This is a genomic window from Streptomyces sp. NPDC003691, from assembly GCF_053981115.1.
The window spans coordinates 18,203-30,087 of record NZ_JBSFNQ010000087.1; the positions used below are offsets into that span (position 1 = coordinate 18,203).

At 74.0% G+C, this 11,885-nt stretch carries 12 protein-coding genes; 7 read left to right on the forward strand and 5 right to left on the reverse strand.

Going from position 1 to position 11,885, the window contains the following annotated elements; all coding sequences use genetic code 11:
* Positions 1-77 precede the first annotated feature (77 nt).
* Positions 78-968 carry an alpha/beta fold hydrolase gene (locus ACWDR0_RS28820; protein WP_456354719.1) on the forward strand — a complete coding sequence of 297 codons (891 nt, stop codon included), beginning with the start codon at positions 78-80 and terminating at the stop codon, positions 966-968.
* Between the two features lie 255 nt (positions 969-1,223).
* On the opposite strand, the gene ACWDR0_RS28825 is transcribed toward ACWDR0_RS28820, so the two are convergent.
* The gene (locus tag ACWDR0_RS28825) at positions 1,224-2,666 is read right to left on the reverse strand and encodes a dihydrolipoyl dehydrogenase family protein (protein ID WP_456354720.1); all 1,443 of its coding nucleotides are present in this window, start codon (positions 2,664-2,666) and stop codon (positions 1,224-1,226) included.
* A 215-nt stretch (positions 2,667-2,881) separates the two neighbouring features.
* Between ACWDR0_RS28825 and trxA the strand changes: the two genes are divergently transcribed.
* Complete coding sequence (gene trxA, locus ACWDR0_RS28830; protein WP_456354721.1) at positions 2,882-3,259, forward strand: thioredoxin; 378 nt, start codon at positions 2,882-2,884, stop codon at positions 3,257-3,259.
* A 28-nt stretch (positions 3,260-3,287) separates the two neighbouring features.
* Here trxA and ACWDR0_RS28835 read toward each other — a convergent pair whose 3' ends face one another.
* The 3 genes from ACWDR0_RS28835 to ACWDR0_RS28845 form a co-directional block, all read right to left on the reverse strand.
* Complete coding sequence (locus ACWDR0_RS28835; protein WP_456354722.1) at positions 3,288-3,557, reverse strand: hypothetical protein; 270 nt, start codon at positions 3,555-3,557, stop codon at positions 3,288-3,290.
* Positions 3,558-3,612: 55 nt separating this feature from the next.
* On the reverse strand, positions 3,613-4,635 hold the full coding sequence (locus tag ACWDR0_RS28840; protein WP_456354723.1) for a LacI family DNA-binding transcriptional regulator: 1,023 nt from the start codon (positions 4,633-4,635) through the stop codon (positions 3,613-3,615).
* 69 nt (positions 4,636-4,704) lie between these two features.
* Entirely contained in the window at positions 4,705-5,577 is an 873-nt protein-coding gene (locus ACWDR0_RS28845) for a TIGR02452 family protein (protein ID WP_456354724.1), read from the reverse strand.
* A 172-nt stretch (positions 5,578-5,749) separates the two neighbouring features.
* On the opposite strand from ACWDR0_RS28845, the gene egtA reads away from it, so the two are divergent.
* The 5 genes from egtA to ACWDR0_RS28870 are packed head-to-tail and all read left to right on the forward strand — an operon-like array spanning position 5,750 to position 10,728.
* A complete protein-coding gene (gene egtA / locus ACWDR0_RS28850) occupies positions 5,750-7,036 on the forward strand; it encodes an ergothioneine biosynthesis glutamate--cysteine ligase EgtA (RefSeq protein WP_456354725.1) in 1,287 nt (428 codons plus the stop codon).
* Positions 7,033-8,361 carry an ergothioneine biosynthesis protein EgtB gene (egtB, locus tag ACWDR0_RS28855; RefSeq protein ID WP_456354726.1) on the forward strand — a complete coding sequence of 443 codons (1,329 nt, stop codon included), beginning with the start codon at positions 7,033-7,035 and terminating at the stop codon, positions 8,359-8,361. The genes egtA and egtB overlap by 4 nt, the downstream gene beginning before the upstream one ends.
* Positions 8,361-9,125, forward strand: coding sequence for an ergothioneine biosynthesis protein EgtC (gene egtC, locus ACWDR0_RS28860; RefSeq protein WP_456354727.1), 765 nt, complete (start codon positions 8,361-8,363; stop codon positions 9,123-9,125). Before egtB ends, egtC begins: the two co-directional genes overlap by 1 nt.
* Positions 9,122-10,162, forward strand: coding sequence for an L-histidine N(alpha)-methyltransferase (gene egtD / locus ACWDR0_RS28865; RefSeq protein ID WP_456354728.1), 1,041 nt, complete (start codon positions 9,122-9,124; stop codon positions 10,160-10,162). The genes egtC and egtD overlap by 4 nt, the downstream gene beginning before the upstream one ends.
* Complete coding sequence (locus tag ACWDR0_RS28870; RefSeq protein ID WP_456354729.1) at positions 10,075-10,728, forward strand: class F sortase; 654 nt, start codon at positions 10,075-10,077, stop codon at positions 10,726-10,728. Before egtD ends, ACWDR0_RS28870 begins: the two co-directional genes overlap by 88 nt.
* Before the next feature lie 357 nt (positions 10,729-11,085).
* Here ACWDR0_RS28870 and ACWDR0_RS28875 read toward each other — a convergent pair whose 3' ends face one another.
* Positions 11,086-11,880, reverse strand: a complete 795-nt coding sequence (locus ACWDR0_RS28875; RefSeq protein WP_456354730.1) for a polysaccharide deacetylase family protein — start codon at positions 11,878-11,880, stop codon at positions 11,086-11,088.
* Between the last annotated feature and the right edge of the window lie 5 nt (positions 11,881-11,885).

An 11,885-nucleotide genomic window follows, 5' to 3' on the forward strand; every position in this document is an offset into this window, starting at 1 on the left:
CAACCGTACTGATCGGTTGCTGATCGCCCTCGCCCAGGCTGATCCGGTCGGTCCCCCACTCGAAAGGACGGCCTGTCATGACACTCGCCATTTCCGGCACCATTCCCGGCTTCGAGCACCTTTTCCTGCCCGGCGCGGACGGTACGAAGCTGGCGGTCGCCGTCGGCGGCAGCGGCAGCCCGCTCGTGCTGCTGCACGGTTTTCCCCAGACCCATCTGATGTGGCGGCACGTCGCCGAGCGGCTCGCCGGGGAGCACACGGTGATCTGCCCCGACCTGCGGGGCTACGGCGCCAGCGACAAGCCTGCGGCCACCGGACCCGAGGTGTACGCCAAGCGCGCCATGGCCGCCGACACCGTTGCCCTGGCGGCGGCGCTCGGGCACGACCGCTTCGCCCTCGCCGGGCACGACCGGGGCGCCCTGGTCGCCTTCCGGGCGGGTCTCGACCACCCGGAGACCATCACCCACCTGGGCATCCTCGACACCGTACCGACGCTCGACATGTGGAACGTCCTGCACGGCGTCCCGGCGGCAGTCGGCTACCACCTCTTCCTCATGGCGCAGCCGCCCGGCCTGCCGGAGACACTGATCGCCAACAGCGCCGACTCCTTCTTCGGCTCGTTCCTCGACGCCTGGGCGAACGACCCGGCCGCGATACCGGAGGAGGTACGGACCGAGTATCTGCGGGCGAGCGCGGCGGCGGTGCCGTCGGTCGTCGCGGACTTCCGGGCCTCGGCGGGCATCGATGTCCTCCACGACCAGGCGGACCTGGACGCCGGGTCTCAGCTGGCCATGCCCGTCACGGTCGTCCAGCAGGACTGGGGCGCACAGCTCGGCTACGACGCCGCCGGGGTGTGGCGGGCCTGGGCCCCGGACCTGGACCACCGATTGACCCGATCGGGACATTTCATGGCCGAGGAGGCCCCCGACGAGATCGCGGCGGCCCTGCGGGAGCTGCTGGCCCGCTGACCTGCTCGGGCGTTTCACAGTGTGGCCGAGCGACGCCGTCGGCCCTCCGGCGCGCGTCTGCGCCACAACCGTGGCGGAGAGGCCGACGACCAGGTCGCCGAGCTCGGGCGGGCCGGGATGCCTCTGCCGACCGGCATGCCCGGGAAGGGCCGGGGCGGCACCGGTCAGGCATGAGCCGGCTTCCGCCCGCCGGTGGGCGACGGCGAGGTGAGAACTCCGCGGGCTCGTCGAAGTCGGCGAGGAAGCCGCCGACGGTCACCCCTCCCGGTACTTCTCCAGCAGCCGCAGCCAGATCTCACTGATCGTCGGATACGACGGAACCGCGTGCCACAGCCGGTCCACCGGGACCTCGCCGACCACCGCCACCGTTGCCGAGTGCAGCAGTTCACCGACGCCCGGGCCGACGAAGGTCACGCCGAGGACGATTTCGCGGTCCAGGTCGACGATCATGCGGGCGTGGCCGCGGTAGCCGGCGGCGTAGAGGGAGGCGCCGGCCACGTCGATGGGGTGGTCGACGGCGCGGACCCGGTGGCCCGCGGATTCGGCCTCGGCGAGGGAGAGGCCGACGGCGGCGGCCTCCGGGTCGGTGAAGACGACCTGGGGGGCGCCGGCGGTGTCGGCGGTGGCGCTGTGGGCGCCCCAGCGGTCGGTTTCCAGGAGGGGGACGCCCTGGGCGCGGGCGGAGATGGCCGCGCCCGCGATGCGGGCCTGGTACTTGCCCTGGTGGGTGAGGAGGGCGCGGTGGTTGACGTCGCCGACCGCGTACAGCCAGTCGCTGCCCTCGACCCGGCAGCTGTCGTCGACGGGGAGCCAGGAGCCGGGGGTGAGGCCGACGGTCTCCAGGCCGATGTCCTCGGTGCGGGGGGCGCGGCCGGTGGCGAAGAGGACCTCGTCGGCCTCGATGCGGTCGCCGTCGGCGAGGACGAGGGTGACGGGGCCGCTGCCGCCGTCCCGGACGACGGCGGTGACATCGGTGTTCAGCCGGATGTCGGCGCCGGCCTCGGTGAGGGAGGCGGCGACGTGTTCGCCGACGAAGGGCTCCATCCGGGGCAGCAGCCCGTCACCGCGGACCAGCAGGGTGACCCGGGAGCCCAGGGCCTGCCAGGCAGTGGCCATCTCCACGCCGACGACCCCGCCGCCGACCACGGCCAGCCGGCCGGGGACGGCAGGGGCGCTGGTGGCCTCCCGGCTGGTCCAGGCGCGGGCTCCGGCCAGACCGGGCAGGTCCGGGAGGACGGCGCGGCTTCCGGTGCAGACGGCCACGGCGTGGCGGGCGATCAGGACGTGGTGTTCGCCCTCGGAGCTGTCGACGACGACCTTCCGCGGGCCGTGCAGCCTGCCGTGACCGCGGTAGAACCGGGCGCCCGTGGAGTCCAGCCAGGCGACCTGCCCGTCGTCGTTCCAGTGCGAGGTGAAACCGTCGCGGGCGGCGAGGACCGCCTCGGCGTCGAGGGGTCCCTGGACTGCCTGCCGTACGCCGGGGACGCGCCGCGCGTCGGCGCGGGTGATGGCCGGGCGCAGCAGCGCCTTGCTGGGCATGCAGGCCCAGTACGAGCACTCGCCGCCGACCAGCTCGCTCTCCACGACGGCTGCGCTCAGTCCCGCCGCTCTGACCCGGTCGGCCACGTTCTCCCCGGTGGGGCCCGCTCCCAGCACGACGACGTCGTACTCCAGGGGCTCCGGCCTCGTACTGTCCATGGTGTCCCTCCATGCGCCGGGGAATATCCGGTTTCCGTCGATGATCACATATCTCGTGGCTCCCGGTCGTGACATCCGCGAGCCGCGGCGCCGGGGTGCACATACCGGGGCGGCGACCGGGCAGGAATAGCCGGGCCGGAGGCGCCGTTGTCGCCTGCGGAAAGGGGCCGCTTCCGTCCGGACGGCCGGCAGAGCAGAGAGAAAGGCCGCATGTCATGAGCACCGTGGAGCTCACCAAGGAGAACTTCGACGAGGTCATCGACGGGAACGACTTCGTCCTGATCGATTTCTGGGCGTCGTGGTGCGGTCCGTGCCGGCAGTTCGCCCCGGTGTACGAGAGCGCGGCCGAGCGCCACCCCGACCTGGTCTTCGCGAAGGTCGACACCGAGGCCCAACAGGAGCTGGCCGCCGCGTTCGACATCCGCTCCATTCCGACGCTCATGATCGTCCGCGAGAACGTGGCGGTGTTCGCCCAGCCGGGCGCGCTGCCGGAAGCCGCGCTGGAGGACGTGATCGGGCAGGCGCGGGCGCTCGACATGGACCAGGTGCGCAAGTCGGTCGAGGAGGCGAAGGCCGCCGGTAACGGGCAGTGACATGGCGGAGGGCGGGGCGCGGGGCGGCTCAGCCGAGCGGCGCTTCGACGGCCCGGACGGTGAGTCCGTAGTCGAGTTCGGCGCCGTCCACGAGCAGTGCCTCCACGGTGTGGGTCGCCGGGTCGATATCGGCGACGACGCCGTGCCCCGCGTACCGCGGATAGCCCGAAGCGCCCCATTCGCCCGTCGCCTCGACCAGGGCCGAGCGGATGGCGTCCTCCGGCCGGACCGTGCCGTCGTGCCCCACGACGTGCTCGGGCACGACGAGGATCTCGAAGCGCTTCGGTGGTGTCCTCATGCGAGCGACGGTAGAGCGGGCGCGCCGCGGGCGCACGCCCACCGGGCCGGGGCCGTCAGGTGGAGTCGCGCTGTACCGCCCGGGCTCCCATCAGATCGTGTACGGCCGGTTCCTCACCGGGGTCGCGGACGACCCGGTCGACCAGCTCGGCCAGGGTGCGCCCGGTGACCAGGTCGATATGGACGGTGCTCAGCCGGGGGCGCTGGAGCCGGCCGAGGAGCAGGTCGTCGGCGCCGATGACGGCGGTGTCGGCGGGGATGGCGATCCCCTCGTCCTGGAGGGCCCGCATCAGCAGGACGGCGTAGTCGTCGTTGTAGGTGAACACCGCGTCCAGCCCCAGTTCGCGCCAGCGCCCGGCGAGGGCGGCCGCGGGTTCCTCCTCGTACGGCAGGGGCAGTGCCTCGATTCTGGCCCCGGCGGCCGCGGCGGCCCGGCGGGCGCCTTCGATCCGGGGTTCGGAGAAGCGTTCGAGGCCGGATTCCTGCGGCATGACGACCCCGATGGCGCGCCGGCCCCGTTCCACCAGATGGGCGACGGCGCGGGCGCCGACCTCCCGCTGGTCCATGACGAAGCAGTGCGCCCCGGCGACCCGCCGGGAGCCGAGGGTGACGACGGCCCGGGCGCCGGAGCGTTTGAGGACGTCGACGCCGTGCGGGGTCAGCCCGACCTCGCCGAGGGCGACGACCGCGACCGGCCGCAGTTCGGCCCAGGAGCGGGCGGCCTCGTCACCGTCGAGACCGAGGCTCCCGTAGTGGACGACGGTGTAGTCGAGGCGGCGCAGCGCGGCCTGGAGTTCGGCGAGGAAGCGGCCGTACAGGGGTCCGGCGGGCAGCGTCGCGGGGGGCAGTACGACCATCCGGGTGTGTCCGGCGCGCAGGCTGCGGGCGGCCGCGTGGGGCACGTAGCCCAGTTCTTCGGCGGCCTCGCGCACTCGGCGGCGGGTCGGTTCGCTGATCCGGACGGACGCCGTGTTGTTGAGGACGTACGAGACGGTGGCCCGGGAGACCCCGGCTAACCGGGCGACGTCGGCGCTGGTGGGTACGGAACGGTCCGCGGTCTGTTTGGGTGTCTGGCTCATCGCCCGCTGTATCTTTCCAGAACGACCCTGCACAACGTGGGGCGGATGGCCGGATCCGGCACCCGGGATCTACGCCAACTCCCCCGGCACGTGCGGACGTTGGGGTTCCGCGGCGATTCCGGGATGCTCGAAGGCGGCCCGGAAGGCACCGGCGACGGTCCGGTCGCGGGTCCGGTCGAGCACCGCGAACTCGACCTCGTCGAAGTGCCGGGCGAACCGTCCACCGCCGGTGAGCAGCGCGCGGAAGGCTCCGGCGACGGTCGCCGGGTCGTTCCGGAAGACCCCGCAGCCCCAGGCGCCCAGCACGATCCGCCGGTAGCCGTGGTGCACGGCGGTCTCCAGGACCCGTTCGGCGCGGCGGGCCAGTACGCCGGGGACGAGCGGGGCCCGCTCGGGCTCCCGGCGGATTATCACGCCGGTATTGGGGGCGGGCGAGGTGAGGAAGCCGACGGTGCGGGGGGTGTCGAGGAGCCGGTCCCGGTGGTCCCGGAAGACGGGGACGGCGGGTGAGTGAATCACCCGGTCCGAGTAGAAGGGGTCGCGGTTTTCGCGGTGGTACGCGTAGTAGCCGGGGACCCGCAGCAGCGTGGGGTGGAGCGCGGAGGCCCGGCAGAGCGCCTCCTCCTGGGCCTGGGCGCCGTTGAGATAGCCGCCGCCGGGGTTGCGGGCGGAGGCGAAGACGAGGACCGCGACCGGCCCGGGGCCGCTGCCGGCCAGGTGGAGGGCGGCGGCGGTACTGCTTGCGCCGGTGACCCGGATCCGGGTGGCGCGGTCCGTGCCGGGGGTGACGGAGAGCGCTTCGGGGCCGTACAGCCGGGTTCCTTCGAGGGCGGCCGCCAGGGCCGTACCGAGGTCCACCCCGCGCCCGTCCGGGGCGGGATAGTGGCCGTCTTCAACGAATTTCTGGTTTTCGCGGGCGATCGCCCGCAGTCGGGTACTCATCGCCGCCATCGTCCGCGACCTGCGAAGACGGGGGCAAACCCTTTTCCGGCGGCACCGCCGGCTCCGGTCCGGTGACCGTACGGCTTCGGCCGGGCCGGGCCGAGGCGCTCTTGTGCGGCCGCGCAGCCGTGGCCTTAGGTTGGCAGGGGTGCCTTCGAAAGAGGAGCCGATCATGCGACCACCCGATACCGGCGAACCCGGCCGGCCCATAGCGGAAGCGGAGGCGGAGGATCTCCTCCGCGGTATCTGCTTCAAGACCGGCCCGCCCAGGACCGTGGGCGTGGAGCTGGAGTGGCTCGTCCACGAGAAGCGAGACCCGCGCCGCCGGGTGCCGGAGGACCGGCTCACGGCGGCTCATGAGAAGACCCGGGCCCTGCCGCTGACCTCGGCGGTCACCGTGGAGCCCGGGGGCCAGCTGGAACTCAGCTCCGCCCCGGCCGCCTCCCTGATGGAGTGCGTCGACGCCGTCGCGGCCGACCTGGACGCCGTCCGGTCGCTGCTGGACCGGGACGGCCTCACCCTCACCGGGGCCGGTATCGACCCCTGGCAGCCGCCCCGGCGGGTGCTGCGGGACCCCCGCTACGAGGCCATGGAGGCCTATCTCGACCGCACCAGTCCCTGCGGGCGGGTCATGATGTGCTCGTCCGCCTCCATCCAGGTCTGTCTGGACGCCGGGGAGGAGGAGCCCGGACCGCTCGGCCACGGCAGGCGCTGGCAGCTCGCGCATCTGCTGGGCGCGGTACTGACGGCGGCGTTCGCCAACTCCCCCGCCATGGAGGGCCGGGCCACCGGCTGGCGGTCGACCCGGCAGGCGATCTGGGCCCGGCTGGACCCGGTGCGGCCGCTGGCGCCGCCGCTGGACCGCGAGCCCCGCGCCGCCTGGACCGGCCATGTACTGGATGCCCCGGTGATGGTCGTCCGGGACGCGGACGGGCCCTGGCAGCGTCCGCGCGGGCTCAGCTTCCGCCGGTGGATCCGGACCGGGGCGCCCCGGCCGCCCACCCGGGCGGACCTCGACTACCACCTGACGACGCTGTTCCCTCCGGTGCGTCCGCGCGGCCATCTCGAACTGCGGATGATCGACGCGCAGTCCGGCGCCGACGGCTGGCAGGTGCCGCTGGCGGTCACCACCGTCCTCTTCGACGATCCCGAGGCGGCGGAGCGGGTCTACCGGACGGTGAAGCCGCTGGCGGAGCGCGCCGGTACCCAGCCGGCACCGCGCAATCCGCTCTGGCTGGACGCCGCCCGGCACGGGCTGACCGATCCGGAGCTGCACGCCGCCGCGGTGTCCTGTTTCGCTACGGCGCTGGAGGCGCTGCCCCGGGCGGGCGCGTCGCGCGGGGTGCGCGACGCGGTGGCCGCCTTCCACGAACGCCATGTACTGCCGGGCCGATGTCCGGCCGACGATCCGCCCCCGGCCGACCGGGAGCACTTCCCGGGAGAGGAGCCTCGACCGTGAGCACGGAGCCGACCGGACGGGACGAATCCGGCGCGCTGCGCGGGAACGCCCTCGGCGCGCTGACCGCGGCACGGGCCCGTACCGCCCTGCTGACCGACGCCGTCGACGACGGCGAACTGACCGCCCAGCACTCCCCGCTGATGTCCCCCCTGGTCTGGGACCTGGCGCACATCGGCAACCAGGAGGAGCAGTGGCTGCTCCGCACCGTCGGCCGCAGGCCGGCCCTGCGTCCCGAGATCGACTCGGTGTACGACGCCTTCGAACATCCCCGGGCCGCCCGCCCCTCGCTGCCGCTGCTGCCGCCCGCGGAGGCCCGCCGGTACGCGGCCGAGGTGCGCGAACGGGTACTGGACGTCCTCGAAGCGGCCCCTCTGGACGGCGGCGGCCGCCTCACCGAGGACTCCTTCGCCTTCGGAATGATCGCCCAGCACGAGCAGCAGCACGACGAGACCATGCTGATCACGCATCAGCTGCGGTCGGGCCCCGCCGCGCTCTCGGCGCCCGAGCCGCCCCGCCCGGCGCCCGGTGACGCTCCCGCGGCGGCCGAGGTCCTGATCCCCGGAGGGCCCTTCACCATGGGCACCTCCACCGAACCGTGGGCGCTGGACAACGAGCGGCCGGCCCACCACCGGGACGTGGCCCCGTTCTTCCTCGACACCACCCCGGTGACCTGCGGCGCCTACCGTGCCTTCGTGGAGGACGGCGGCTACCGCGAGCCGCGCTGGTGGGCGGCGGAGGGCTTCGAGCAGATCCGGCGCCACGCGATCGGGGCCCCGCTCTTCTGGCGCCGCGACGGCGCGGGGTGGCTGCGCCGCCGCTTCGGTGTCACGGAGCCGGTACCGGACGACGAGCCGGTACTGCATGTGAGCTGGTACGAGGCGGATGCCTTCGCCCGGTGGGCGGGGCGGCGGCTGCCGACGGAGCCCGAGTGGGAGAAGGCCGCCCGCCACGATCCGGCGACCGGGCGCTCGCGCCGGTTCCCCTGGGGCGACGCCGACCCGACACCCGAACGGGCCAATCTGGGCCAGCGGCATCTGCGGCCCGCGCCCGCCGGAAGCTATCCGCGGGGCGCCTCGCCCCTGGGCGTACGGCAGCTCGTGGGCGATGTGTGGGAGTGGACGTCGAGCGACTTCCTGCCCTATCCGGGCTTCGCCGCGTTCCCCTACCGCGAGTACTCGGAAGTCTTCTTCGGCCCCGCCCACAAGGTGCTGCGCGGCGGCTCGTTCGGGGTCGACCCGGTGGCCTGCCGGGGTACCTTCCGCAACTGGGACCTGCCGGTGCGCCGCCAGATCTTCGCCGGCTTCCGTACCGCCCGGGACGTCTGATGTGCCGCCATCTCGCCTATCTCGGCCCGCCGCTGCCCCTCGGGGAGGTGCTGACCGCGCCCCCGCATTCGCTGCTGCGGCAGTCGTGGGCGCCGCGCCGCCAGCGGCACGGGACGGTCAACGCGGACGGCTTCGGCGTCGGCTGGTACGCCGACGGGGATCCGGTGCCCGCGCGCTATCGCCGCTCCGGTCCGGTCTGGGCGGATCTGCCGTTCGCGGATCTGGCCCGGGTGGTCCGGAGCACCGCGTTCCTCGCGGCCGTACGGGACGCGACCGAGCCGGGCGCGGACGGCGAGGCGGCCGCGGCGCCCTTCGCCGCCGGACCCTGGCTGTTCAGCCACAACGGCGCGGTGCGGGACTGGCCCGGGAGTATCGCGCCGCTGGCCGCTGCCCTGCCGACCGCGGAGCTGCTGGCGCTGGAGGCCCGCTGCGACGCGGCGCTGCTCTGGGCCCTGGCGCTGCACCGGCTGCGGGAGGGCGGTGAGCCCGGTGAGGCGCTGGCCGACACCGTGTACGAGGTGGCGGCCGCGGCACCGGGCTCCCGGCTGAACCTGCTGCTGACCGACGGTTCGTCGGTCGCGGCGACCGCCTGGGGCGACTCGCTCTGGTATCTGACCGGGCCGGGCGCCCCGGGCGGCGGCACGGTGGTGGCGTCGGAGCCGTACGACGACGATCCGCGCTGGCGCGAGGTTCCCGACCGCACCCTGGTGCGGGCGGTCCGCGCCGATGTCCTCCTGACCCCCCTCAAGGAGCCTCCCACGTGAGTCCGTTCGACCTGACCCGTACCCTGCCCGAGGACGCCACCGGCGCCGCGCTGCGGGCCGATGTGTCCGCCGGTCTGACCGCCGTCCCCAAGACGCTGCCGCCGAAGTGGTTCTACGACGCCCGGGGCAGCGAACTCTTCGACGAGATCACCCGGCTGCCCGAGTACTATCCGACCCGCGCGGAGCGGGAGATCCTCCGGGACCGGTCCGCCGGGATCGCCGCGGCGACCGGCGCGCGGACCCTGGTGGAGCTGGGCTCCGGCTCGTCGGAGAAGACCCGGCATCTGCTGGCCGCCCTGACCGGGCTGCACTCCTATGTCCCGGTGGACGTGAGCGAGAGCGCGCTGACGGGGGCGGCGAGCGCCCTGCTCGCCGACCATCCGGAGCTGCATATCCACGCCCTGGTGGCGGATTTCACCGCCGCGCTGGAGCTGCCCGCCGTCCCGGGCCCGAAGCTGGTGGCGTTCCTCGGCGGCACGATCGGCAATCTGCTGCCGCGGGAGCGTGCCGCGTTCCTCGCCTCCGTACGGTCGCTGCTGGCGCCCGGCGACGCGTTTCTGCTGGGCACGGATCTGGTGAAGGATCCGGCGGTGCTGGTGCGGGCGTACGACGATGCGGCCGGGGTGACGGCCGAGTTCAACAAGAACGTGCTGCGGGTGCTGGCGCGGGAGCTGGACGCCGACGCCGATCCGGCGGACTTCGACCATGTGGCGCTCTGGGACCCGGAGCGCGAATGGATCGAGATGCGGCTGCGGGCCAGGTCCGCGGTGACGGTGAAGTTCCCGCCGCTGGGCATCGCGGTGCCGTTCGAGAAGGGCGAGGAGATGCGGACGGAGGTGTCGGCGAAGTTCCGCGAGGAGGGCGTACGGGCGGAGCTGGCCGCGGCCGGTCTGGCGCTGACGCACTGGTGGACGGGCTGTCCGGTCCGGCGGCCGGAGGGAGACAGGCGATGGGCGCGGACTTCGACGACCCCGGGCCGCGGCGGCGTTCGCCCTGGGGTGTGCTGGCGCTGGTGCTGCTCAGCGGGATCGCGCTGATGAAGAACGGGGTGGACGTCGCACTCGGCCCGCCCCAGCCGGCCGCGGCCGCGTCGCTCGACCGGGCCCTCGGGGAGACCTTCACCGGTCCCGCCGTACCGAAAACCCTGCCGAACGCGCCCGCGCAGCGCGTGGCGATCCCCGCGATCGGGGTGGACGCCCCGCTGATGAACGTGGGTCTGGACGCCGACGGCTGGATCGAGGCGCCGCCGGCCGACTCGCCGGAGTTCGCGGGCTGGTACCAGAACGGCGTGGCGCCCGGACAGCGCGGCACGGCGGTCATCGCGGGCCATGTCGACAACACCTCCGGCCCCGCGGTGTTCTACGGTCTGGGCACGGTGAAGCGGGGCGACCGGGTCGAGGTGGACCGGCTCGACGGGAAGACCGCGGTGTTCGAGGTGTACGGCGTCGAGGTGTACGCGAAGGACGACTTCCCGGGTGCCCGGGTGTACGGCGACACGGGGTACCCGGAGCTGCGGGTCATCACCTGCGGCGGCGGCTGGAGCCGGGCCGAGGGGTACGACGGCAATGTGGTGGTCTACGCCCGGATGGTCTCCACCCGCTGAGCCCGCCCGGCGGGAAGCAGCGGGCCGGGGCTCGGGGCACTGCCCGGGCGCGGGCCCTCGTCGGCGGCCGGACGCGGCGTTGTCGGACGGGCGCGGCACGGCATGGTCGGGCACGACACAGGCAGGGGCGGTACGGCGTTGCCGGGCACGGCACAGGCGGGCCTCGGGTTCTGCCGGAGACCGCCCGCAGAGTGCCCGGCGCGACGGCCCGGCCGTGCGGTCGGCCCCGGCCCCTCCGCGGTCCGGACCCGCACGGTCCGGGTTCCCGTGCTCCGGGCCCGCGGAAAGTCCGGCCCCGCGGTCCGGCCCCACGCTCCGGCGCAGCCGGTTCAGCGCAGCCGGTTCAGCGCGGCCGGTTCAGCGCTGCGGCACGGTGATCGTGAACCCGGCCTCCAGCAGCTTCGGCAGATAGTTCCGGAGCGCGGCGACGCTCTGCGAACGGTCGCCCCCGGCGTCGTGCGAGAGCACCACCACACCGGGCGCCGCCCCGTCCAGCACCCGGCTCACGATGGTTCCGGCGCCGGGCTCCCGCCAGTCCAGGGTGTCCACGGTCCAGGCCAGCGGCTCCATGCCCAGTTCCGCGCCGATCTCGAAGGAGTGCCGGTTCCAGGCACCGAAGGGCGCCCGGTACCAGAGCGGTGCCTGCCCGGTCAGTTCGTCGACGACCTCGCTGGTACGGCCCATCTCGTCGCGGATCCGGGAGGGCGCGAGCGACGGCATCAGCGGATGGGACCAGGTGTGGTTGCCCACCACGTGTCCGTCGTCGGCCATCCGGCGCACCAGGTCCCCGTGGGCGGCGGCCATCTCGCCGCAGACGAAGAACATGGCGGGGACGTCGTAGCGGGCGAGGATGTCCAGGACTTCCGGGGTGTACCGGGGGTCCGGCCCGTCGTCGAAGGTCAGCACCATGGTCCGGCCCGCCGACGGCAGGCTGAGGAAGGGGTGCTCGCGTACCGGCGGCCTGACCCGGCGCAGCCTGCGCGGAATCGAGGTCATGGGCTGGAGCCGGTAGGAGGCCGTCCGGGCGCGGTGTCCCGCGGTGCCGAGCGCGCCGGCCGCCGGGCGGCCCGGCGCGCCCCCCGAGGAGGGGCTGAGAGGCCGAACGGAAGAGCGGGGTGGAGGGAAACAGTGTGCGAGGGTTCGGGTAGTTATCGGTG